The organism is Pseudomonas sp. FG1 (genome assembly GCF_034313875.1).
Lineage (GTDB): Bacteria > Pseudomonadota > Gammaproteobacteria > Pseudomonadales > Pseudomonadaceae > Aquipseudomonas > Aquipseudomonas veronii.
Window position 1 is genome coordinate 2,490,296 of the sequence record NZ_JAVIWP010000001.1, and the last position, 24,038, is coordinate 2,514,333.

Genomic DNA, 24,038 nt, shown 5'->3' on the forward strand with positions numbered 1-24,038 from the left:
ATTCATCCATTTACGCAGATTGATCGGACTTGGGTGAAGCTTAGTCGTTGGTGACGAAATGTGTCGGCTCACGGCTGCGGGCGTTTCACGCCGTTGCGCAGCAGCGCCAGCCAGTTGCGGTCGTTGGCCTGGCCCCAGCGGTAGGTGCCGCGATCGTTGAAAAACACCGAAATGTCTTCCAGGTACCACATGTGCATTTTGACGTTGAGTTGACGCACATAGTCGCTTGCCGGGCAGACGATGGCTGCCCAGGGGTCGCATATCCACAGGCCGACCCAGCCCGCTTCGCTGAAGTCCAGGGTCGAGCCCAGCGTCGCCGGCGGGTTCCCCACCACCACAAACGCGTGGGCGGGCGGGCTGGTGCCCCAGACGCGCGCGGCGCCGCCGTTGAACCTGATCAGTTCGCTCGCCACGTGGCCCATCTGGTCGCAATTGCCTGCGCCGGTCTTGAGGATCACTTCGGTGTAGTTAGGCTGGCCCGCCCGGCTGTACTGCCACATCACCAGCGGTTCGGCGATGGCCAGCCGTTCCAGCTCGTCGACCCCCGTGCCCACGATGTTGGCCGAGCCGATCCCGGTGCTTTTGACCAGCGCCACGGTGCTGGCCTGGGCCTTGCTGGCCAGGTACTGATTGAGGGTCTGGCCAGGCTGGGCGAGGTAGGGCGGCCAGGTGTCGAGTTTCAAGGGTGTGACGGCCACGCTCATGCCCAGGCGCTGCCCCTGATCGCTGGCGTTGAGCAACAACTCGCGCTGCTTGATAACCCGCAGGCCGCGTGACTGCTCGAGCAGGCGCTTGAGTTTGGCTGCACCGAAGCCGCGCCTGGCCAGTTGTTGGCTCAGTACCTCCAGGGTGGGCAGTGTGACCAACGGGCGGTTATGCACAAACCCGGCGGAGCTCAAGTAGTCGAGCTTGCGCTGGCTGAATGCGCGGATCAGCTGTTCGGGTTCACCGCCGAGGTTGAAGTCCAGGCGGTTGAACAGCATCGCCGGAGCGGGGGCGATGGCGATGCCTTCGTAAAAGACCCCGGCGTCGGCCTCCACGATAATCCGCGTGCCTCCCGCCGGGGTCAGTTCGATCGCCATGGCGCGCAGGGTTCGGCTGTCATCGGTGCCCACTGTCAGCCCGGTCAGCTCGACCACGCGCGTGTCGCGGTTGAGTTGATTGTCCAACTGATTGTTGGGCAGGCCGAATTGCGCTTCGTTGGCGATGAGCCGACCGGTGAGCTGGGGCTTGTAGGTCAGCGGCGCGGTCCTGGCCACTGGCGTCAGTTCAAAGCTGGTGCCTTGGGGCATCGCTTCGTACAGCCGGCGGTTGTGGACCAGCTTGCGCGGGTCAGGGCCGACGGCGGGGGCGGGGATCAGGCGCAGGTGCTCGATGGCCTGGGCGCGGCGTTGCTGGATCGAGGCGTTGAATGCGGTGAGTTTTTTGGTAAAGCAGATCAGTGGGATCGGGCTGCGTTTGCTGCGCGCCGCACCGCACAGGCTGTCGAAGCCTTCGGCGGCCTTGAAGTAGGCGGGCGAGGCCAGGTCGTCCAGGTGGGTCGGCGCCTGGTGCTCCAGGCGGAGCAGGTTGTCGCCGTCGAGCAGGTCGGTGGCGTCGCGACGCGCAATCAGCAGCGGCTGGGTGGCGAACAGCCGTTCGCTGACCAGCACCTGCTGCCCGCGGGCGTTTTGCATCGGCGCCACGCCAAGGGCGCTGTCCAGACGAAAAGTGTGGCTCGGCGGCCCATAGGGTTTGCCGGTGAACGGGTGGCACGGGTACCAGTGTTTTTTGTGCAGCAGCGCATTGATCCGCAGCAGGTCGCTGCCGCGCAGCAGCGTGCCGCTGCCGAGGTTGGCGCCAGCGAGCAGCCTGGGGTAGTCGAGCAGGAACCGGTCGGCGGTGCGACGTTGAACCTGTTCGATGGCCGTGTGGAGGATTTTCCGCGCACCGCCGCTCAGCCGGATCACCCCGCTGCGAGCCAGCCTGAACAGGCCCGGAAGGCCGTCCAGCGGGTTCAGCGCGGTGTTGAGGAAGGCGCCGCTCAAGCGGGCCAATTGCAGCAGTTTGATCGGCAACGGCGCGGTTTTTTTCAACACCGCCAGGGAGGCCGTGAGAAAGCGCTGGGTGGGGAAAAGCAGCGCCAACAGGTCGATAAAGCAGGCGTAGCCGCCGTCGATGACACGGCGGGTGTCGCCGGAAGCGAGGTCCTCGGCGCAGGACCAGAACGGCACGAGGGCTTTGAGGCGTGTCCACAACCGATCCCAGCGTTGTTGCATCTGCTCGCGCTGCGTGGTCCCCCGGGCTTGCAGGTGCAAGGCGTCGACTTCGAGGAAGAAGTGCTCGCGCACGATGGCTTGGGCAATGGCGCGGTTGAGCGTCGAACCATAGGTCAGCGCCGCCGCCGTCGGCGGCTGGGCGGCGGGCGGGCTGAATGACCACAGCGTCTGCACAATGACCTTGGCGCGCACCCCCGGCCGTGGCGGGCGCCCGTTGGCATAGGCGTCCCAGTCCAGCGGCAGTTCATCGCCCATCAGCAGTTGGGTGACCGGGCGGGTGGCGTGGGGAGTGCCGGTGGCCACCGACATCAGCGTGCCGCCCTCGCGGAATGCCAGCGGTGCGCCGCGGCGTTTGTCGACGCGGTTCAACAGCGGGAACAGCTCGTATTCCTGCACCGCGCTGGGCGATGTACCGCGCAGGATCACGCCCATTCGGGCGCTGCGCGCCAACGCTTCCTCCGGGCTCAGCAGGGCGAGGTCTTTGCCGGGTTCTTTTTTCAGCACCAACAGCTGCAAGTCGGCCTGTTGCAGGTGGTGTCGGTCGGCCAGCGGCAGTTGCGCCAGCAGGTCTTCGATCAGGCTGCTGTAGGCCTGCTTCAGGCGTTCGATGTAGGCCGCGAACGCGCTGTCGAAGCGTTGATGGATGTTGCCCAGGCGCCCGAACGATGGGCGCAGTTGTGCCAGGTCCAGTTGGGGCTCGATGGACTGCCAGCGGCTGTCGCCCAGTTGGCCATCCATGTGCAACTCCACCAGGCTGTGCAGGCTGTAGTTCCGGCGCTCGTGATGGTGCATCGGGAAGCGCAGGCTGCCGCTGGCGAGCGGCGGGACGGGGCGCCACAGGCAGGCTTTGTCCAGCAGCGTCTGGTTGGGGAATAGGTTTTTCAGGTCGGCCAGGGCAATGCTGCGGCGGGTCGGTGGCGCGTCGGCAAAGGTGATCAGGGCTGCCTTCAAGGCGTGCAGGCGTTGGCTGAGGCGCAGCTTCAGCGCGTCGATTTCATGCGCGAGGTAGGCGGTGTTGTCGCGTTCGGGCAGTTCGCCCACGGTGATGGCCCAGTCGAGCAGGGTGCGGGTGGCGAGGTATTCGCGCCACTGTTGTTGCTGGCCGGTCGTGGCGGGCATGGATGCCAGGGCGAGCATGTCGTGGTAGCTCAGCTGGCGCGGTGAGCCGGGCGCCATGGCCTGCGCGATCAAGACCCCTTGCTTGAAACTCATCCAGGCGATCGAGCTGCGAAAGCGCATCGTCGCGGGCAGCCCGCGCACCAGAAACTCCGGCGCGGCGCCGGCCAGCAACAGGTGGGCGGCGAGGGGCGCAGCGCGGGTGGAGACCTTGCAGGTTCGCACCAAATGCAGCTCCAGGTCTTGGCGCACTTCGCCGTGGGGCTTGCCCGCGTGGGCGCTCAGCTCGAAACCGGCGATGGGAGCGCCTGCTTCGCCGGCTCCAGGGTCGAGGTCGAGGATCAGAGCGCTCAACACCAACAGGTCGAGGCTGGTCTGGCTGGCGGCTTCGTCCGGGTGCTGGCCGTACCAGTGCAGCGCCGTCACCAGTTGTTGGCCCAACTGCCGCGCCGGTCCGCGCCGCAGCAGTTGTTTGAGCAAGTGGTCGGCCTGGGCGCGGATCGCGTCAGCACTCAGGTCGCCCAGCAGTGTGCCGCACAAGCGGTCAAGCAGGCGTGGGTGGCCTTCGGGCAGGCCGTGATTGGCGGTGGCGAGAACGCTGTGGCGCTGTTCGCTGAGCAGTCGCACCGGCGAGTGGGGCGTGGCGCTCAACAGCCCATGATAGTCGTCGAACTCGGGGCGGCGGGGCAGGTTCATCTCCAGGGTTTGCAGGGTGTCCTGGGCTTCGTCGACGCTGGTCGGTGGGGCAAGATCATGCTGTTGCAGCAGTTGCTGGAGGGTGAAGGGGCCGCAGATGGGGTGCGGGACAACGGCGGGATGGTGCGGCGCGCCGGAGTCCGGTGCGGGGTGCAACGTCACGCTGGCCGTGTCGATCACGTGGTCGTTGGGCGGGGCTTGGATCAGGCCTTTCAAGCACTCGGCCATGACGTCGCGGTCATGGTCCTGGGCCAGCCACTGCTGGTGCTGCATCAGGGCGAGATCGGCGTTGGCCAGGTCGCTGACCGGCAGCGTGGTCAACGCCGTCGACTGGCGTAGCGTGTCGATCAGCACGCGGGCTTCGGCGGGTGTGTCGGGCACCGGCAGATCATGGCAATTGAGCAGTTGGGCGAGGCTGAACTGGCCGCTCTGGTGGACAAAGCTCCCCAACTGCTCGGCGACTTCGACCAGTTGTTCAAGCTGGCCGTCCAGGGGCAGCGCCAGCAGTTGTTCGATGCCGATATCCACCAGCCCGCCCCAGGCTTTTTTGCCGCTGAGCCGGCGTGTGGCGGGATCGAACATATACGTGCCGGGTTGCAGGCCGTCGACCGCTTCCAGCGCCAGGAACGACGGGTTGCGGGTGATGGCGTCGAGTAACGCGGCGCCGGTTTGCTGGGCGGTGGCCCAGAACGAACCGGAGTCGAGTTTGAAATAGCTCCTGTAGCAGGAAAACAGGCTGAAATCGTCGTCGTCGAGCAGGGCTTGCAGTTGGTCGGCGATCTGCTGCCGGTCTTGATTCAACCGCTTCAACCCGTCATCCAGCCCCGCCTTGGGCTCGGCGAAACTGTTCGATTGATCGAGTGCCTGGGAGATCACCCTGCGCTCGCCGCGATGCTCGGGGTAGGGATAGCCATAGAAATTCAGCACCGATTGCGCCGGCAGTTCGAGCGGCGCGGTTTCGAGCGGCACGTCCAGGCCGGCCAGCTCCACCGGCAGGCGCGTGGCCCAGGCCCGCAGGTGTGGGCGGCTGAGTGCCCGGCGGTACACCTGCAGCCAGCAGCCCAGGGTGGAGTGCTCGGGCACGATCACTGTGGTGGAGTCGCCGTTTGTCAGGTGATTGAACAACGCGCTGATCAATTGGCCATCGGCGGCCAGGCGTCGTGCCCGGCCTTGCTGGAGTACGTCGAGGGTGGTCGGCATGGGGAGATCCTTTCGCTGGGATTGCCGTCCTGGCAATCGAAGCACCCCATGGTGAAGGGGCGGCCCGGCGGCGGGTATGGCGATGCTTCCCGTTCGGCCGTGGCCGGCTTCCGCGTTGTCCGCCCGATGGGCTGAAAGTATTGAAACAGAGCCTTCGGCTGGGTATATACGGCCTAGGTAGGGGCATGACGCTGCACCAAAGCTGTGCAATACTCGGCGCGCGTCAAACGGAGAAAATCCTTACGCTATCCAGGTAATGCCCCTCCACAAAAGCCGCTTTTACCGCGAGTTCTCGCTGAATCTTGCCGTTTATTAAGTGAAAAACCCTGGGTTGAGCTTTTTATACTGCACCCCCGCTGAACTGGCCCTGGCCAGACGGGTTGGCCCATGAGGCGAACCCGGTGTGAGGCGTCCTGGCGGACCTGCTGCGACGTCGAGTACTCGGTGGCTTAATCCAATAACAAGACGAGGTTGTACCCCTATGCCAGTTGGCAACCACCTGCCTCATGGCGAGACCGCTCAGGGCGGCCCGCTGAAACGTGAACTGGGCGAACGGCATATTCGCCTGATGGCCCTCGGCGCCTGCATCGGTGTCGGCCTGTTCCTTGGCTCGGCCAAGGCCATTGAAATGGCCGGCCCGGCGATCATGCTCTCTTACATCATTGGCGGCCTGGCGATCCTGGTGATCATGCGCGCGCTTGGCGAAATGGCGGTCCACAACCCCGTCGCCGGCTCGTTCAGTCGCTATGCCCAGGATTACCTCGGCCCGTTGGCGGGCTTTCTCACCGGTTGGAACTACTGGTTCCTGTGGCTGGTGACCTGCGTCGCGGAAATCACCGCCGTGGCCGTGTACATGGGCGTCTGGTTCCCCGATGTGCCGCGCTGGATCTGGGCCCTGGCAGCCTTGATCAGCATGGGCACGATCAACCTGATCGCGGTGAAGGCGTTCGGTGAGTTCGAGTTCTGGTTCGCCCTGATCAAGATCGTCACCATCATCGCCATGGTGATCGGTGGCGTCGGCATTATCGCGTTCGGCTTCGGCAATGACGGCGTGGCGTTGGGGATTTCCAACCTGTGGGCCCACGGCGGCTTCATGCCCAACGGTGTGCAGGGGGTGTTGATGTCCCTGCAAATGGTGATGTTCGCCTACCTGGGCGTGGAAATGATCGGCCTCACCGCCGGTGAAGCGAAGAACCCGCAGAAGACCATCCCGAATGCCATCGGCTCGGTGTTCTGGCGCATTCTGTTGTTCTACGTCGGCGCGTTGTTCGTGATTCTGTCGATCTACCCGTGGAATGAAATCGGCACCCAGGGCAGCCCGTTCGTGATGACCTTCGAGCGTCTGGGCATCAAGACCGCCGCCGGCATCATCAACTTCGTGGTGATCACCGCTGCCTTGTCGTCCTGCAACGGCGGCATCTTCAGCACCGGGCGCATGCTCTACAGCCTGGCGCAGAACGGCCAGGCCCCCGCGACCTTCGGCACCACCTCGCGCAACGGCGTACCGCGCAATGCGTTGCTGCTGTCGATCGCTGCTTTGCTGCTGGGCGTGCTGCTCAACTACCTGGTGCCGGAGAAAGTCTTCGTCTGGGTCACCTCGATTGCCACCTTCGGCGCGATCTGGACCTGGGTGATGATCCTGTTGGCGCAGCTCAAGTTCCGTAAGAGCCTGAGCCCGGCGGAACAGGCGGGCCTCAAGTACCGCATGTGGCTGTACCCGATCAGTTCCTACCTGGCCCTGGCGTTCCTGGTGCTGGTGGTGGGCCTGATGGCGTACTTCCCGGACACCCGCGTCGCGCTGTATGTCGGCCCGGTATTCCTGGTGCTGCTGACGGTGCTGTTCTACACGTTCAAATTGCAACCGACCCAGGTTGCCCAAGGCGTCGCGCGCTCGGCGTAACGCTTGTTCAAGGCGGCCTGTGGCGCACAGGCCGCCTTGATGCGCTCAATCGCGCGGCAACGCGTGAAGGGCGGCGTCCGTCAACTGGCCGATGAGGCGGTTGCGCTCGGCGGTCTGCGTGTCGATCAGCGCTTGCAGGCGGTCGAGGTGTTCATCGGAGTGTTTGTCCGGCAGCTCCTTTTGCAAGAGCCCGATCTTGTAGCGGGTCACTTCCTTGATCGTTAAGAAGGGCGCGGGAAAGCGTCGTTCCAGGTAGTCGAGCCAGAAGTCGCAGGTTTTGTACGCGTTCGCCAGCCCAGGGGAATCCTTCAACCCGCGCAGCATTTGACGCGCCTGTTGGACATCGTTGTCGACCACGCCGTACCCCTCCACTGAATACAACATTTGGTCCGCCTGGACCGGCAGGTTGAATTCCTCGCGCAACATCACCCGATAGAACAGGGTGATTTCGGCGGGGTCCGGCGAACGCCCTTGCGCGGTCAAGCGGCTGATGTGATCGTCGGCGAACTGGTCGAGCTGCTCCAGGTAATACACTTGTTTGGCCAGGCCGAGCAGTTCGCGGTCGATGCGGTTTTCGTCGTATCGAGCGAGGGTCTGATGCACTCGGTGCATGAGCTCCATGTTGTTGAACAGCAGTATGGCGCCGTCGCCACAGGTGCCCGCCGCATGGGTGTTGAGGAACACTTTTTCGCGCAGCTCGGTGGAGTTGCTCAGGCCATCGAGCAGGTTCCAGACCCGGAATGTCAGTTTTTTACGTGCATTTCCAGCGACGGTGTACTCCAGAGACTTGGTCAAGTCCGCCAACACTCTGAAGACATCATCGGGACGGGCGCCTTCATGGCTTGACAGACCGTTCCACAGTTCTCTGGCGCTGTCGTGTTTAAAGGGTTTCAGGTGGACCAGCCAAGGCAAAATGCCGCGTTCGGCGGGCGGCGTGTGGGCGATGCCGGGGAGGGAGCCCCCTACGGCCATGCCAATGTCGACGTGGTATTGCCTAACGCGCTGCAAGGTTTGGGGCGACAGCGGATTGTCATGCAGGAACGTCGAACGATTTCGGATGATGGCTCTGGGGTGGGTAAACACGCGCTCGGGAATGCTGGAAATCTGGTTTTCCTGCAAGTACAGGGTGTTCAGATTCGCGTGATCTGCGGCGCCGATCGGCCATTGTTGGGTATGGGTTGCTCTTAAATCCAAGGTCGAGAGTTGGCTCATTCGCGTGACGTCGAGCGTGATCCCCAGGGGGTTGTAACCCAGGTTGAGGTTTTCCAGGTTGACCATGGCGGCGAGGCGTGCGGCGGACTCCTCGGTTAAAACCAGCGCATTGCCTTCCAGGTTCAGGCGGGTGAGTTGCGTCATCTGGGTGATGGCGCTCGGTAGCTCGCTCAACTGGCAGTCGATTTGCAGGGCCCGTAAGCCTGGGAAGAGCGCGAGGAATGCATGGCCCGAGGCGGGGAAGCTGTCCCCGGCGATACTCAGGTGCTCGATGTGCTCGAAGCCCCTGAACCCGTTGATAAAGGCCGCCGTGGGCAGATCGATGGTGTCCAATTGCAGTGTTAATGACTCCGCATGAAACAACCCATCGATGTAGACCTGTGGCGGCTCATCCCGTCGCCAGGCCCTGCGCAGTGTGTTGGCGATATGGCGACGACGGCCCAGATGGAGGCCCAGTGGGTCGGTTTCGTCGTTGTCGGTGTCACGGGGGGTGTCGCTCCAGCGGGTCAGTTCAATGTCCAGGAAGCTGTATTCGGCCTGGCGTCGGTCAAGCTCGATCAGGGCGGCCGGCTCATCCAGGTTGAGCCAGCGGATGAAGGTGCGGGCGGTGTCATTGTCGAACCGGGGGTAGAGTTCCTGGACCCTGTTCACCAGGTCCGGCGCGCGATTACCGCCGAATGGCCACAGCCAGTTCCAGACGGGGTACACCAGAAATGAGCGATCCAGGCCCATCGGCGGTTGCAGCCAGGGTTGCAGGTGCGGCAGGTCCAGCAGGCTTTTTATCGCCACGCGCTGGGACAGCGCCAGCTTGGCGATCTGCTCCTGGAGTGGCGCGAGGTCGTCTTCATGTGTGATTCCCAGCGTGCTCCGTTCGGTGTCGGTCAACGTCTGGATGATGGCTGACAGCAGGTTGCTGCCGCTGCCGGCGGGCGCGGCGAGAGGCGCTCCTTGTGAGTCGTAGGCGTGGTAGACCTGGTGTTGCTTGACCAGCACTTTTTGGCGCGTCCCGGCCGGGTTGCCGGCGGCTTCGATGCTGGAGCCGCTGAAGTGTCGGTCGCGGACTTCGATGCGCAGGTCGCTGGGCCAGCCGGGCACGGTGTTGAGCAGGTGCAGGATGATCCGGTCGCTGTCCGGGTTGATCAGGTTGTCCAGGTACAAGCCCTCGAAGGCGCGGTTCAGACGCACCTCGTGGGCGGTCAGTCGGGCTGTTTCGCCGAGGCGCAGGCTCACCTTGCCGTGCTCGTGCAGTTGCTTGAGTTCGCGGGGCGTTGCGTGGCCGAGGATGCTGTCGACGGTGTTGTTGGGTAAGTCGGCATGTGCGGCCTTGAAGCGTTCGCGCGCGACGTTGGGGCTGCGGTGCTCGCTCTCTTGGTAGAGCGAATTGAACAGATGGTTGGTTTCTTTCTCGGCGAACTCGACGATTTTTTTCACCAGTTTGAACAAGCGCTCTTCAGCGGAGCTGGGCAATTCGCCCAACAAGGCATTGATCAGCGTGTCGTAGCCGGTGAGTTGGTTCAGCAGGCGGGCGTCCCTGTAGTCCTGCTCGGTCACGAGGATTGTTTCAGCGTTCGGGCCCGCACTGGCCGGGTATTGATAGCGCACCTCGTTCCCGGGGCCGACGATCTGCAGTCTGTGGTTGTCCGGCCATCCCGGCAACGCGGAGATCACCAGCAATTGCAGGGCCGGCTCGGCTTCCTGGGTGTTGGGGTTCACCCGCAGTGCGTTGATGAAGTGTTGAATCTGTTGCTCGATCTTGAAGCGTTTGCAGGTGTCGGCCAACAACGGCGGCACCGGGTGGGTGGCACGGTGTACCTGGCGCAGCACGTGGTCCGGGGTGTCGGTCAGGGCGAGGATTTGACTGGCCCGTTCCTGCGTAAACGCGTAGTCCTCGTGCCCCAGGCGGTGGAATAGCTGGTGGGTGTCCCAGGTCATCGGGTTCTCGCTGGCCAGGCGCCAGGTGCCCTGGCCGTTGTGCTCCAGGAGCGGGGTGTCGACACCGATTTTTTCGGGTGCTTGAGTCGCCATTTGAACAGCGTTTTATCGAAGACGATGCGGAACAGGCTGCCGAACAGCGGCAGGTATTCGTTGCCCTCAATCATGAAGACCCCGTCGGTCCTGGGTTTGAGGCCAGGTGACAGCATTAGGTTGTGTTGGTAGGGCACCAGCGAGCCATTGACCAGGCTGACGTGACCTTGGGGGTTGCGTCGGGCGCTCATGTTGTCCCCCAGGGTTTTGCGCAGGCCCTTGGCGTCGGTGACACTGCTCATGCCCAGTTGTTGACGTTCGTGGGGGTGGAGCACCGAGGCGATGGCCAGGTAGAAGCTGTCTTGGGCGGGTGAGACGGGGATTTCACTGTCGTTGCGGATGTCATAGGCCTGGTAGCGACCGCCGGGGTGCAAGCGCAGGTTGACGGTGAGGTCGTCCGCACCGCTGGGCACGAAGGTCTCGCCCTGGCTGACATCCGTGACCACGAAGGGACGCTTGAGGGTGTCGCGGATCAGCGCGCCGGCAAATTCCCGGGCCCAGAGGTCGGTGTCGGCATTGAAGTCGCGGGGGTTGTACAGGCTGTCGATCACCGCGTCGATGCGCAACGCGGTACGTTGGCGATCGAGTGTTTCAACGAACGCTACCGGCAAGGTGCCACTGCTCAGAAACGCCTCTTGCTGGCGTGCTGTCAGCGGGTGCTCGGCGAGTAATCGCGCAAGGTTGGCGGCGGTCAGGGGCGGATTCAGGTCGCGCAGTTTTTTCAACAAGGGCGTGACGGTAATCAAGGCCGGTGACACCTTGACCGGCAGAAACCGTCTTGCCGCCGGTGCGGCGGCGAGTTCCGCTTTTTCGTAGCCCCAGTAATCGAACAGCGCCGAAAACAGCGCGTGGCGCTCGAGGCTTGCCAATGCGCCAACCTGTTGGCGTACGCTGCTGACGCGCGCGTCCTCGGAGGCGTTGGGTTGGTCCTCTTTACCCAGGACCGAGTCGCGTGGTTGCTGGCGGATGATCAGTTGAAGCAGGTGCTCGTTGCCCTCGGGGCCGCTGCCCGCGTCGTTGAGGTCTGTGTAGCTGCCATCCTCGCGGCGCTTGAGGTTGATGGCATGGGGGCGCGGGGGTGGTTGCTCGGTTTTGCCGTAGGTCTCGATCCGCGTGCCTTGTGCATCATGGATATGCAGCAGGGTGTCGGTCGGCCAGCCGTTGAGTTGGGTCAGCAGGCAGAAGACCGTGCTGTCGGCATGCGCCGGCAGTTGGCCGGGTTGGGGGAACCGCTCGATGATTTGCTGGATGAGCTGATCGACCTGCAGTCGCCGGGCGCCTTCGATCAGGTTCAACGGTGCCGGCTGGGCGCGCCACACGCGATCCAGCGTATCGCGAGTGGTGGCGGTGCTGCGTAGCATGTGTTCAAGGTCGGCCGACGGGATCGTCGACGCCCCGTTGGGCAGCATGCGTTGCAGCAACTCCGGGTTGGACAGGAGATGGGCATTGTGCAGATCGAAGGTCCAGGCCTGGAGCTCTGGGGCGAATATGATCGCTGGGGTGTAGCCGTCTTTACCGCGTGTGAGTACATAGCGTTTGTGCGCGTCGTCGAATTTGACTTCGATCAGCACGTCCATCTCGCCCTGGCGCAGTTTGGCGTAGAGGTGACCCTCGACCGTGTAAATGCCCAGTGCGTTGGGGGTGATACCGTTGACCAGGCGCTGGTTGTCGTGGGCATACGGTTGGGCGTCGGCTTTCCAGAGCCCATGGCTGCCGTCGGCGCGCGTGATTTTGTACGGGTTGCCGAGTTTTTCCAGGTACGCGTGCATGCGTTGGCGATGGGCCCTTCCGGCGGTTGAGATCAGCTTGCCGCTGACGGCCAGGTCGGTGACATCGGCCAGCGCCGAGGCAAATCCGCTGGCTTCGCCCTTGGCCAGCTCATTCACGCCCTGGGCGGCGCTGTAGGTCAGGCTGCCCATGACCGCGAGTTGCATGACCCGGTTCATGCCGGTGACGCCGCCGGGCAATGGCGTAAGCAGCATCTGCAGCACTTCACCGGCAATCGCCGCCGCCGCATCTTTGAGGGCTTGCCAGTCTTTTTCCGAGCGGGTTTGCGCCAGTGTGTCGAGGTCTGACTGAAAGCGCTGGATCTGGCGATAGGCACACGCCTGCACCAGGGTGATTGCGCGCCCGGATTTGATGTCGGTGTTGAAGCGGATGTTGTCCAGGGTCTTTGTTGAGAAGGCCAGGTGAAAACCGTCGTACACATAAGCGCCTAACCAACTGAACCCCTTCAGATGCGGCGCTTTGTTGATCAGTGATCTGAACACCGACAGCCCGATCAAGGGCAATTGCCGGGAGAACCAGCCCAGGTCTTTTTTCGCGTGGCTGTCAGTGAGTTGTGTGCGAAACGCGTACTCGGCGGCCTGGGTATCGTCGTGGTATTGCAACGCCCCGCCGGGACGGAAAGGGAAGTAGGACAACACGCCCAGGCTGGCCACGCGAATCAGCATTAAGGGCACGGGGATGCAACTGTCCCAGGGGACGAAGGGCACCGAGATCAGGGGGGTGATACCGGAGCTCAGGTTCAGCGTGTCGAACGGCAATTGCGCACCAGTGCCTTCGATGGCGGCGTTGAGTCGCGTGTAGATCTCCAGGGTGACGCCGGTAGTGGCACGGTTGCGGTAGGCTTCGATTGCGTCGAACAGCAGGCTGGCCTTGGCCGACGCCTCGAACAATGGGCGCAACGGCCCGCCCGGCGCCATGGCGGTACGGGCTTTGTCGCGCAGTTGAGCGCCCAGGTCCAGCGTGCGGGCGGCTTCGATGAAGGCCAGTGCGCCCAGGCTTCTGTCGTTGTCCGGCCCCACGATATAGCTGGCTTCCACCAGGCTGAAACCCGAGTCCCCGTGAATGGAGTGGGTGAAACCGTAGTTGAGACAGGCCGCTTCCCACAGCGACATGTGCTTGAGATGCTCAATGTAATGGAAGTCGTAATGGGCCCGACGATAGCGCGCGGCGGGCAAGGGCACGGTATTGAGCGGAAGGAGCGGCTGCGGCGGGTCCCAGGGGAAGCCCTGCTCCCGTTTCTCCTTGTAGCGGGTGAACAGGGTGTATTGCTCGGGATCGCGCCCGCCGATTTTTTCCCGCAGTTGCGCAAGGCCTTGAGTCTTGAAGTCGCGGGTCAGCGCTTGCTGGGCGTGTTCCAGAGCGGTCAAGGCGCTCAATGCTTCGCGTTGCAACCTGACGTAGCGGGCTTTTTCCTGTGGGTTCAAGCTGCTCATGGCTTGAATCACGTTGTTCTGAATCTGCTCAAGGGCTTGTTGCCTTGACCAGGAACTGCTGGACTGCAAGTTGCCTGATAACCCGTTGAGTCGTTGATAAGTTGACATCAGCCATACCCTTTCACGATAAGTGGAAGGGCATGGAAGCACCGTCGCGAAAACGGCCGGGGCTATCTATTTAATGATGACGTGGGCAGTGAGCGACGTGCTTGCAACCTGCTGTCCAGGCGTTTGTTGAATTCCAGCCAGGTCGCCAGAGCGCCCATCAACACCACGCCTGCCAACGCGCTGAATAGCTGCATGGCCAACGCGTCGCCGGCCAGGGCGTTGAGCATGTCCGCCAGCGGTGCGAGCAGCACGCCGAGACAGAACACCTCCAGGGAATAGCGGCCCATGCGGCAAGTCTGTTGCGCCAGCCAATGGCGGGTCCAGCCGGCATGGGGCAAGAGCTTGGCGGTGACATAAGCCAGCGCCAGGAAATGCACCAGGCGCACCGGCGACAGGTCGGTCTTGCTGATGGGGTACAGCCGTTCGCTGAGCCACGCGGGCATCAGCGCGTCATGCACCTCGGGCCAGCGCCAGGCCAGCGTGATGATCGCGGCCAGCAGCGAGTAGCCCGCCGCTGCCACAAACAGCGGCTGACGCAGCAGCGCGCGGCGCTCTGCCGGGCGTGGCCGGCGGGCATGAATCGCCGCCGCGCCGCCGAGCACAAACAGCAACTGCCAGGTGACGGGGTTGAAGTACCACACGCCATCGGCAATCGCCCGCAGGTTCCAGCCCATCCACGGCGCCAGCAGGTACACGCTCAACGACACGCCCACCACCGCCCAGGTCTGGCGCAGCAGCAACGGCAGCACCAGCGGCAGCCCGCCGAGCAGCACGATGTACAGCGGCAGCGGGTCCATCAGGTTGGGCTTGAAGCGCAACAGCAATTCATCGGTGAGCGCCTGCTGCGGGTGGGTGACGAAGTGCGTCAGGCCCATCTCTTCGACCAGGTCGCGGGTTTCCACATGGCTGTTGGCGAAGAACACGATGCCCATCAGCATCGCCAGCAAAAAGATATGCACCACATACAGCACCCAGGCGCGCCGCAGGATTTTCAGCGAGGCGATCCAATAGCCGTCGCGTTGCAGGACTTTGCCGTAGGCCAATACGGCGGCGTAACCGGCGAGGAACACAAACACCTCCGCCGCATCGCTGAAACCGATGTTGCGCAGGGTGATCTGGCCGAGGGGGTTGTGGGGGACGTGATCCCAGAAAATGAAGATCAACGCCAGGCCCCGAAAAAAATCGATGCGCGGGTCGCGTCCGTTCAGCATGGCAGCGGGCTCTTGTACGAAAGGTTTAGTAATGACTGGCGCGCGCGGCTGTTGTCTTACGCCGCACGTCGAGGGGGCGCAGGTTGGCGGTATTTGTAAGCGATTGCAAAGGCTGGGTATTACTGAATGTCTCAATGGCGGCACGGGGGCAACATGGGCCATCGCCAGAAAAATCTGGCGATGGTCGCGAAGTCCCGCAACGGCATGTGAACCTGCTGGTTTCAATAGTGCCGTCGGTGGTCCGCTTCAGCGTGGTAAAGGCTGGGTCAGAATGCGTCCATCAGCAGCACCCTGCAGGGCTTGGCTTGGTGCTCGTTGATCTGTGGCACCAGCCGGGTGAAGTGTTCGGTCTGGCAATGGGTATCGAGTGCCGCCTGATCGGGCCATTGCTCGACAAAGATAAAGTGCCCCGGGTCTTTCTGATCGACAAACAGATCGTAGGCGATGCACAGCGGTTCCTGGCGGGTTTTTTCCACCAGTTCGGCGTACCACGGGCGCACCGTGTCCAGGTGTTCGGGCTTGATGAAATCTTCCGCGATGACTTTCAACATATCCTGGCTCCCCTACGCCGCAACGACTTCCTGCGGCTCAAAACTATCCGCCCGCGCCATCTGCCACATGCGCGAATAAAACTCGCCGTTCACTTCCCCGGTCAGCAATTCCCCTGGCTTGAGGAACACATGCAGCTGAGAGAACAGCTTGATTTCGGTCGCCGACATGCGTCGCACCAAATGCTTGGCCGACAGTTGCGACGGGTGTTCCAGGCCCGCTGCCGCGAGCATTTCGGCCAGGGCCTTGAGGGTGTTGCTGTGGAAGTTGAACACGCGCTGGGCCTTGTCCGGCACGACCAGGGCGCGTTGGCGCAGTGGGTCCTGGGTGGCGACGCCGGTCGGGCATTTGTTGGTGTGACAGCTTTGCGACTGGATGCAGCCGATGGCGAACATGAAGCCGCGCGCCGAGTTGGCCCAGTCGGCGCCGATGGCCAGCACGCTGGCGATGTCGAAGGCGCTGACGATCTTGCCGCTGGCGCCGAGTTTGATCTTGTCGCGCAGGTTCAAGCCCACCAGGGTGTTGTGGACGAACAGCAGGCCGTCGCGCAGCGGCACGCCGATGTGGTCGGTGAACTCCACGGGCGCGGCGCCAGTGCCGCCCTCCTTGCCGTCGACCACGATAAAGTCGGGGAGGATGCCGGTTTCGAGCATGGCCTTGGCGATGCCCATGAATTCCCACGGATGACCGAGGCAGAACTTGAAGCCCACCGGCTTGCCGCCAGACAACTCACGCAATTGGGCGATGAAATGCATCAACTCGATAGGCGTGGAAAACGCGCTGTGGCGCGACGGCGAGACGCAATCTTCGCCCATCAGGATGCCGCGTGTCTCGGCGATTTCCTGGGTGACTTTGTGCTTGGGCAGAATCCCGCCATGGCCAGGCTTGGCGCCCTGGCTCATCTTGATTTCAATCATGCGTACTTGCGGGTTCTGGGCCTGCACCGCGAAGCGTTCCGGGTCGAAATGGCCGTCGCGGGTGCGGCAGCCGAAGTAGCCGCTGCCCAGTTCCCAGGTCAGGTCGCCGCCGTTTTCGCGGTGATAGGGGCTGATGCTGCCTTCGCCGGTGTCGTGGGCGAAGTTACCCAGCTTGGCGCCCTGGTTGAGCGCGCGGATCGCGTTGGCGCTCAGAGAGCCGAAGCTCATGGCCGAGATATTGAATACCGAGGCCGAGTACGGCCGCTTGCATTGCGGGCCGCCGACCATCACGCGAAACGAGCTCGGGTCAGTCAACGGCGCGGGGCGCATGGAGTGGCTGATGAACTCGAAGCCCGACTGGTACACGTCGATCAGGGTGCCGAAGGGTTTGTCGGCGGTTTGGTTCTTGGCGCGCGAGTAGACCAATGAGCGTTGCGCCCGGGAAAAGGGCAGGGCGTCGCTGTCGGACTCCAGCAGGTACTGGCGGATCTCCGGGCGAATGCCCTCGACCAGGTAACGGATATTGCCCAGGATCGGGTAGTTGCGGCGTATCGCGTGGGGGCTTTGCAGCAGGTCGAAGAGGCCGAGCAGGCTGAGGGCGCCGGTGACCAGGGTAATGGGCCATAACCATTCATGTTCGACAAAGGGCAGGCTGGCGAGGGTGAACATCACGCATACGGCAAACACCGCGTAGCGGCTTAGCAAGGACAGGCTCATACGGTTACCTTGGGATCGGACTCTTCTGGTCGGTGCGGCATTCTGCGCCAGTAAGGAAACCCTGAACAACCTGTAGGTGCATTCGCTTGGGTCGCATAGACACGGCGGACTGGCCCGATATAGACAGTTGGCGTGAGGCGTTCCGGCCTTACCTCTAAGGCCGTTCCAGTGTCTGGAACGGCTTTTTTTGACGGCGGCACTGACCGCTCGTCGCCCTCCCTCAGCGCCTATTCAACTGTCGGTTGAATATATCGACAACCCATGTAGAACTGGTCATTAACGAATAACGTTAAGCATTAAGCGATGATCAGAAGCTTTAAATGCGCCGAAACCCCAAAACTGTTTGAAACCGGTCGAACCCGACGTTGCTCCGCTGTCGTTTCCGTGGTGGAACGACAGCTGAGCATGCTGGATGCGGCGGTTGAACTCGCTGATTTGCGCTCACCGCCCGGGAATAGGCTGGAACCGCTGGGCCTGACCGCAGCCGCTCTCGCAAGGGCGCTGCATGTTTCCGCCCCTACGGTGAATGACATTGTATTGCGTTGATCCAACCGTTGCGTGATGCTTTTTCGAACGGGCCTACACCGCTGTTTGGCGAATGGGCAGCACCACCCGGAACGTGGTGCCTTTGCCCAGTTCGCTGCTGACGGAGATTTCGCCATGGTGTTTCTTGACGATGCCGTAGGAGAGTGACAGCCCCAACCCCGTGCCTTCGCCCACCGGCTTGGTGGTGAAGAACGGATCGAAGATTTTCAGCTGGGCGTCCGGGGCAATCCCGCAGCCGTTGTCCGCGATTTCCAGCCAGATGTTCTCGCCGTCCACGCCGTCGCTGATGGTTATGGTGCCGCGCTCCGGCCCGATGGCTTGCGCTGCGTTGATCACCAGGTTCATCACCACTTGGTTGAGCTGCGAGGCCAGGCATTCGATTTCCGGCAAGGGCGCATAGTGCTTGATGACGTCGGCTTTGTACTTGAGCTCGCTGGCGACGATGTTCAGGGTCGAATCGATGCCTTGTTGCAGGTTGGCCCACTGCCAGGTCTGGTCGGTGTCCACTCGGGAAAAGTCTTTCAAGTCCTTGACGATCTGCGCCACACGGCCAATGCCCTCCTTGGATTCGTGAATCAGCGTCGGAATATCTTCCCTGAGAAAGTCCAGGTCCAGGCGTTGGCGCAGGGCTTGGAGCTGATCATCGCCGATCGCGGCTTCGGCCTGGCGGTAGGCATCGAGCATCTGCTGCAGCTGTTTGAAATAGCCTTCGAGGGTGCCGAGGTTGGAGGAAATGAACCCTACCGGGTTGTTGATCTCGTGCGCCACGCCCGCGGCGAGTTGCCCCAGGGACGCCAGTTTTTCCGATTGCACCAACTGGCTTTCGAGCTGTTTGCGCTCGTCGATCTCCAGTTGCAGGGCCTGGCTGGTCTGGGTCAGCGCTTGGGTACGCTGTTCCACCAACAGCTCCAGCTGGCTGGTTTGCAAGGATGCGCGGCGGGCCATGTCCCATTTGGCGGTCAGGGTGTTGGCCATTTGCTGGACTTCGATATTGTCGAACGGTTTTTTCAGGATCAGCAGCCGGTCATGGGCACGCAGGCGAAACAGCAGCTCTTCCCAGGAATAATCCGAGTACGCCGTACACACCACCACCTGCAGGTTCGGGTCGACCTTCCACAGTTCTTCGATGGTTTGCGCGCCGTCCCAGCCCTGGGGCATACGCATGTCGACGAAGGCCAGGGCGTAGGGCAGTTGCGCCGCCATGGCCGCCTCGAGCAGTTGTAAACCTTCCTGCCCACCGTAGGCGGAGTCCAGCTCGAACAGCGGGCTTTGCGGCTGTTTGTCGCTGGTGCCGAACAGCGCGGCTTCCATCGCGTCCAGGGCCTGGTTCTGTTCCAGGGGCGGCTTGAGGATCTTGCGGAAATCTTCGTGAATCGAGGGCGTGTCGTCGATCAGCAGAATGCGCCGGTTCGGTGGTTGGTTCATGCGGGGCCTGCAGCATCGTTGAGGGGGATTTGCAAGGTGAACAGCGCGCCTTTGCCCGGACCATCGCTATAGCCGGTAAGCCGGCCATTCATTTCAATCGCCGCCAAGGCGCAGCTGTGCAGACCGAAGCCATGGCCTTCCTTGCGAGTGGTGAAGCCGTGGGTGAAGATCCGCGTCATGTTTTCGGCGGGGATGCCTTCACCTTCGTCTTTGACGCTGATTTGCAGGATGTTGTCCTCTATCGTCTGGATCGACAACGTAATCTGCCGAGGCCGGTCGGTCAGGTTGGACATGGCGTACTTGGCGTTGCTGATCAGGTTGACCATGATCAGCAGCAGCCGGTGTTTGTCGGCCATGATCTGCGGTACGTCGGCGTATTCCTTGACCACCGTCACATGATGGCGATTCAGCGCGCCGGAATTCATGCGCAGCGCGTCGTCCATCAGGGCGCTGACCTGCAAGGGCTCCAGCACGCTGGAAACGCCGGCGTAGGATTGCTGGGTGGAGACGATGTCCTTGATGTGGTCGACGCTTTTGCTCAATTGCGCCAGCTCGTCGGTCAGGCCCTGTTGCTCGACGGCGATGGCCTCCACCAATTGGTTGAGATAGCCCGGCAGCAGTTTGCCTTTTTCGTCTTCGCGCAGGTAAGTGCCCAGGTCATCGGGGTGTTCGTTGATCAACTGCATGGCCTTGCCCAACCCCAGTGCTTTGCTGGTGCGCAGCTTACGGGCGACCAGGTCGGCGGAGATGTTCACGCTGTTGAGCACGTTGCCCACGTTGTGCAGCACATTGGTTGCGATTTCCGCCATGCCGGCCTGGCGGGCGCTGTCGAGCAGTTCGCTTTGCGCATCCCTGAGCTGGCGCGTGCGTTTTTCCACGCGCTGTTCCAGGCTGGCATTGGCGGTGTGCAGGGCGCGGTTGACGCGGTTGATCACGGTGAAACTGCGCAACAGCCTGATGGCCAGGTACAGCAGCAATGCCACCAGCAGGGTGGAGAACACCAGCAAGTAGTTGTGATACTTCTGGTCGATCAGGTCGGCGGCCTGCTGATCCTGGTTGAGGTGGGTGGTCAGCTCGTCCAGGCGTTCGGCCACGGGAACCGCGGCGATGCGTTCCAACAAGGTGTTGACCAGCGGCTGTTCGCGCAGGATCAGCGCGACGTGGTTGCTGAGAATCTCCACCGGCAGGTGGAAGTCGGCCGGCAAGCGTTCTTTGTTCACCGCCAGCAGGTTCAGGCCCAACAGAATCTCAGCCGCGCGGTCGGCACTGGCAACCTGGGCGAATTCCATGCTGCTGAGCAGCAGGTCATAGGTGTCGGTGGCCACGCTTTGCAGTGGCAGCCGCTGTTCGTCGTCGAGTCGTGTGAACGCGGCCTGGATATCGTTTTCAGCGGTCGGCAGGAACGCCAGGGAGTTGCGCAGTACGGCGTTATGGGACTTGAACTGGTCGACCAGCCGCGCTTTGTCCTGGATCGCCGCCTGACCGGCCTCCAGGCTGGCTTGCCAGCCGGGCAGGTCGTTGGGCGCGTGATACGACTCGTGCTGGCGCAGTTCCTCCCAGATTCTTGTGATCTGCGTCAGCGGCGTCACCAGGGGGTCGTAGTTGTGGCTCAGGGCGATTCTGGCCTTGAGCACCTCACTGTCCCACTGCGCGTTGAGCTGCTGCATCTGGCGGATCAGGTCGCGGGATTCGGTGTAACGGCTGGTCTGGTCAGTACTTGATTTGATGTACAGGAACACCAGTATCGATGCCAGCAGCAGGGTCGCGGTGCCCAGTAGTAGTTGGATGACGTAGTGGCGGGAGAGTCTCATGACCGTCTGCTCATAAAGGTTTGCCCGCCCATTGGCCGGTCAGGGTCTTGAGAAACTTGATGATCTGGTCCTTGTCTTCCGCCGAGGGCACGCGCCCCAGCTGGAATCTGAACATCACATCCACGGCTTCTTCCAGGGTCTTGGCCGAGGCGTTGTGAAAATACGGCGCGGTGACGGCGACATTGCGCAGGCTGGGCACCTTGAACACGTTACGGTCTTCTTCGTCGTGGGTCACCAGATAGCGGCCCAGGTCGGTCTCGGCGGGCGGGCGGCCCTTGAAATAATCATCCATCACGCCGAACTTCTGGAACATGTTGCCGCCGATATTCATGCCTTGATGGCAGGCGATGCAGCCATATTCCTTGAAGCGTTGGTAGCCGTATTTTTCTTCGATCGTGAGGATCTCGGTATTGCCCAGCAAGTACTGGTCGAAGCGGGAGTTGGGCGTGAGCAATGTGCGTTCATACGTCGCCAGGGCATTTTGCACGTTGGCCGCCGTCACGCCGTCGGGGTACACCTGACTGAAGGCGGCCTGGTACTGCGGCATGGCGGTGAGGTTGTCGACCACGGTTTTCCAGTCGCTGCCCATTTCCACCGGGCTGATGACCACTTGTTCGATCTGGGCCTCGAGGGTATCCACCCGACCGTCCCAGAACTGCTTGAAATTCAGGCTGGCGTTGAACACCGTGGGTGTGTTGAGTTTGACCGGCTTGCCATCAAAGCCCAAGGAAAACGGCTTATCGTCGCCCCCGCCCGTTGCCAGTTGGTGGCAACTGGCACAGGACAGGCTGTCATTGACCGACAGGCGTTTCTCGTTGAACAACTGGCGACCCAGCTCAACTGTTGCCACATCCAGCAGCGGCACCGGCGGCAGTGGTTTGAGCGGCTCATCCAGTGGTGCGGCCGCCGCGGGCAGGGCGGCGCCAACCCCGAGGGCGACGGCAAGGCCGAGTGCCCAGGGTGACGGGCGAGGAGAGCGGGTGAGGGGACGGATCAAGCGTTCGTTCCTTGGATAGACAGTCACTGGGGGGGCATCAGGCTGCGTTGCCCGGCTTGCATCAATTGGGCGAATTCAGCGGCCGCCACGGCTTTGCTGAACAGGAAACCCTGGCCCTCCTCACAACGGTGGGCTCTGAGGAACTCCAATTGCTCAAGGGTTTCGACGCCTTCGGCAATGATGTTCAAGTCCAGGCTCTTGCCCAGGCTGATGATGGCACTGATCAGTTGTGCATCCTGGCTGTTTTCGCCCAGGCCGCGCACGAAGGATTGATCGATCTTCAACACATCGATGGGAAACCGGCGCAAGTAACTGAGGCTGGAATAGCCGGTGCCGAAATCGTCGATCGACAGCCGCACGCCCAAGGCTTTGATGTCTTGCAGGGTGACGAGCGTGTCCTCGACGTTTTGCATCAGTACGCTCTCGGTGATCTCCAGTTCAAGCAAACTGGGCGTCAGGCCGGTGCGTTGCAGAATGGCCGCCAGGTTGGCGACAAAATTGCGCTGGCGAAAATCAATCGCCGAAATATTCACCGAGATACACAGTGCAGGCAGGCCGGCGGCGCGCCAGGCTTGTGCTTGCTCGCAGGCTTGGCGCAACACCCATTGGCTCAAGGGCACGATCAGGCCGCTGTCTTCGGCCACGGGAATGAAGGCTGACGGGTAGATCCAGCCGTGATCGGGCTGGTGCCAGCGAATCAGGGCTTCGGCGCCGACGATCCGCCCGCTGCTCAAATCCAGTTTCGGTTGGTAGTGCAAAATGAACTCATCGCGCTGCAAGCCCTGCCGGATCGCGCTTTCCAGGCTCTGCTGGGCCTGGGCGCGCAGGTTCATCTCGTTGACGAAGAAACTGAAGTCGTTGGGGCCATGGGCTTTGCTGGTGTGCATGGCGGTTTCGGCGTTCTTGATCAGCTCCACCGCGCTGAAACTGTCGTTGGGGTAAATGCTGATGCCCAGGCTTGCGGTGACACTCAAGTCATGCCCGGCCACATAGTGTGTCGTGCTGATGGCGCCGAGCAGTTTTTCGGCAATGTACTGGGTTTGCTGGGGATGCTTGATGTCGTTGAGGATCAGCACAAACTGGTCGGAGCCGTAGCGAAACACCGAATCCGACGCGCGCACCGTGACCACCAGGCTTTGGCTGACCTGCTTGAGCATTTCATCGCCGACCGGATAGCCCAGGGCATTGTTGATGCGCTTGAAGCGGTCCAGGCCGATAAACATCACGGCCAACTGGGTGTCATGGCGCCTGCAGACGGCAATGGCCTGCGTCAGCCGGTCGCCCAGCAGGGTGCTGTTGGGCAGTTCGGTCAGGGCGTCGTATTGCAGCAGGTGTGAGACCTTCAGCAGTTCCTGCACGCGTTCTTCGACCGTGCGCTCCAACCCCATCAGTTTGAGCGCGGCATCCTGGGCCAGCTGCCATTTCCAGGTCAGCGCGCTGGCCATCTGGCGGATTTCCAGGTTGTCGAACGGCTTTTTCAGGATCAGCAACTGGTCGCTGTATTGGATGCGCGCTTCGATGGCTTCGAAGGAATAGTCCGAGTAGGCCGTACACAGGGCGATCTGCAGGTTCGGGTCGACGTTCCACAGTTGTTCGATGGTTTCCAGGCCGTCCCAGCCCGGCGGCATACGCATATCGATGAACACCAGGGCGTAGGGCGCGTTGTCGGCCAGGGCCTGGTTGACCAGGGCGAGGGCTTCCTGGCCCTGATAGGCGGAGTCCAGCACAAAAGTCTGGCGCACGGTGGGGGCGGTGCCGAACAGGGTTTCTTCGATGCTGTCCAGAGACTGGCCGCCTGTGGTATCGGCGCACAGGATCTTGCGGAAATCCTCGTGGATGGAGGCCGCGTCATCGACGATCAGCACCCGTCGATTGGCCCTTCCTGAGCACGGATTCATGGCTGACACCGGGACGCAGGCAACTGAAGATTCTTACGCATCGGGCTTCCTTACCTTGAATGCTTCAATAAACGGGGAACAGTCATGGCTTCATGCTACTAGCATAGTCGGGTCCCTTGAATAAGTACGCCAGTTGGCGTCAAATCACCCTCAGTTACCCCAGCCTGCATCTAGCGCTCATTGCTTATGCAAGTACAGTGATCGATCACGCCGGGGCGCAATGAAGCAACC

At 62.2% G+C, this 24,038-nt stretch carries 11 protein-coding genes and 2 pseudogenes; 3 read left to right on the plus strand and 10 right to left on the minus strand.

Features of this window, described 5'->3' with window-relative positions:
• Positions 1 to 68 precede the first annotated feature (68 nt).
• A complete protein-coding gene (locus tag RGV59_RS11455) occupies positions 69 to 5,270 on the minus strand; it encodes a hypothetical protein (protein ID WP_126586145.1) in 5,202 nt (1,733 codons plus the stop codon).
• Positions 5,271 to 5,751: 481 nt separating this feature from the next.
• Between RGV59_RS11455 and RGV59_RS11460 the strand changes: the two genes are divergently transcribed.
• A complete protein-coding gene (locus RGV59_RS11460) occupies positions 5,752 to 7,170 on the plus strand; it encodes an amino acid permease (protein ID WP_046485818.1) in 1,419 nt (472 codons plus the stop codon).
• Positions 7,171 to 7,215: 45 nt separating this feature from the next.
• Here the strand turns inward: RGV59_RS11460 and RGV59_RS11465 are convergent, their stop codons facing one another.
• The 5 genes from RGV59_RS11465 to RGV59_RS11485 form a co-directional block, all read right to left on the minus strand.
• Positions 7,216 to 10,407, minus strand: coding sequence for an NEL-type E3 ubiquitin ligase domain-containing protein (locus RGV59_RS11465; protein ID WP_322246949.1), 3,192 nt, complete (start codon positions 10,405 to 10,407; stop codon positions 7,216 to 7,218).
• The gene (locus tag RGV59_RS11470) at positions 10,311 to 13,736 is read right to left on the minus strand and encodes a DUF6543 domain-containing protein (protein ID WP_322246950.1); all 3,426 of its coding nucleotides are present in this window, start codon (positions 13,734 to 13,736) and stop codon (positions 10,311 to 10,313) included. The genes RGV59_RS11465 and RGV59_RS11470 overlap by 97 nt, the downstream gene beginning before the upstream one ends.
• A 62-nt stretch (positions 13,737 to 13,798) precedes the next feature.
• On the minus strand, positions 13,799 to 14,947 hold the full coding sequence (locus RGV59_RS11475) for an OpgC family protein (RefSeq protein WP_126586141.1): 1,149 nt from the start codon (positions 14,945 to 14,947) through the stop codon (positions 13,799 to 13,801).
• A 266-nt stretch (positions 14,948 to 15,213) separates the two neighbouring features.
• Positions 15,214 to 15,498, minus strand: coding sequence for a putative quinol monooxygenase (locus RGV59_RS11480; RefSeq protein ID WP_017844581.1), 285 nt, complete (start codon positions 15,496 to 15,498; stop codon positions 15,214 to 15,216).
• A gap of 12 nt (positions 15,499 to 15,510) precedes the next feature.
• On the minus strand, positions 15,511 to 17,130 hold the full coding sequence (locus RGV59_RS11485; protein WP_017844582.1) for an FMN-binding glutamate synthase family protein: 1,620 nt from the start codon (positions 17,128 to 17,130) through the stop codon (positions 15,511 to 15,513).
• 303 nt (positions 17,131 to 17,433) lie between these two features.
• Between RGV59_RS11485 and RGV59_RS11490 the strand changes: the two are divergent.
• A pseudogene (locus RGV59_RS11490) lies at positions 17,434 to 17,601 on the plus strand (type II toxin-antitoxin system RelE/ParE family toxin); the annotation flags it as partial.
• A gap of 3 nt (positions 17,602 to 17,604) precedes the next feature.
• Positions 17,605 to 17,673: pseudogene (locus tag RGV59_RS11495) on the plus strand (addiction module antidote protein, HigA family); the annotation flags it as partial.
• Between the two features lie 36 nt (positions 17,674 to 17,709).
• On the opposite strand, the gene RGV59_RS11500 reads toward RGV59_RS11495, so the two are convergent.
• From RGV59_RS11500 to RGV59_RS11515, 4 genes are read right to left on the minus strand one after another with little or no spacing between them, the layout of a single operon-like run.
• On the minus strand, positions 17,710 to 19,101 hold the full coding sequence (locus RGV59_RS11500; RefSeq protein ID WP_046485811.1) for an ATP-binding protein: 1,392 nt from the start codon (positions 19,099 to 19,101) through the stop codon (positions 17,710 to 17,712).
• Positions 19,098 to 20,912 (minus strand): DAHL domain-containing protein, encoded by a 1,815-nt coding sequence (locus RGV59_RS11505; RefSeq protein WP_126586139.1) that lies wholly within the window; start codon positions 20,910 to 20,912, stop codon positions 19,098 to 19,100. The genes RGV59_RS11500 and RGV59_RS11505 overlap by 4 nt, the downstream gene beginning before the upstream one ends.
• 10 nt (positions 20,913 to 20,922) lie before the next feature.
• The gene (locus RGV59_RS11510) at positions 20,923 to 21,909 is read right to left on the minus strand and encodes a cytochrome-c peroxidase (protein WP_046485807.1); all 987 of its coding nucleotides are present in this window, start codon (positions 21,907 to 21,909) and stop codon (positions 20,923 to 20,925) included.
• Between the two features lie 23 nt (positions 21,910 to 21,932).
• On the minus strand, positions 21,933 to 23,807 hold the full coding sequence (locus RGV59_RS11515; protein WP_126586137.1) for a putative bifunctional diguanylate cyclase/phosphodiesterase: 1,875 nt from the start codon (positions 23,805 to 23,807) through the stop codon (positions 21,933 to 21,935).
• Positions 23,808 to 24,038: the final 231 nt, after the last annotated feature.

Bases quoted from the DNA above. Each gene is read 5' to 3' on its own strand.
- RGV59_RS11485 (WP_017844582.1), bottom strand. From the start codon at position 17,130: ATGAGCCTGTCCTTGCTAAGCCGCTACGCGGTGTTTGCCGTATGCGTG.
- RGV59_RS11480 (WP_017844581.1), bottom strand. From the start codon at position 15,498: ATGTTGAAAGTCATCGCGGAAGATTTCATCAAGCCCGAACACCTGGAC.
- RGV59_RS11455 (WP_126586145.1), bottom strand. From the start codon at position 5,270: ATGCCGACCACCCTCGACGTACTCCAGCAAGGCCGGGCACGACGCCTG.
- RGV59_RS11500 (WP_046485811.1), bottom strand. From the start codon at position 19,101: ATGAACCAACCACCGAACCGGCGCATTCTGCTGATCGACGACACGCCC.
- RGV59_RS11465 (WP_322246949.1), bottom strand. From the start codon at position 10,407: ATGGCGACTCAAGCACCCGAAAAAATCGGTGTCGACACCCCGCTCCTG.
- RGV59_RS11475 (WP_126586141.1), bottom strand. From the start codon at position 14,947: ATGCTGAACGGACGCGACCCGCGCATCGATTTTTTTCGGGGCCTGGCG.
- RGV59_RS11505 (WP_126586139.1), bottom strand. From the start codon at position 20,912: ATGAGACTCTCCCGCCACTACGTCATCCAACTACTACTGGGCACCGCG.
- RGV59_RS11470 (WP_322246950.1), bottom strand. From the start codon at position 13,736: ATGTCAACTTATCAACGACTCAACGGGTTATCAGGCAACTTGCAGTCC.
- RGV59_RS11515 (WP_126586137.1), bottom strand. From the start codon at position 23,807: ATGAATCCGTGCTCAGGAAGGGCCAATCGACGGGTGCTGATCGTCGAT.
- RGV59_RS11460 (WP_046485818.1), top strand. From the start codon at position 5,752: ATGCCAGTTGGCAACCACCTGCCTCATGGCGAGACCGCTCAGGGCGGC.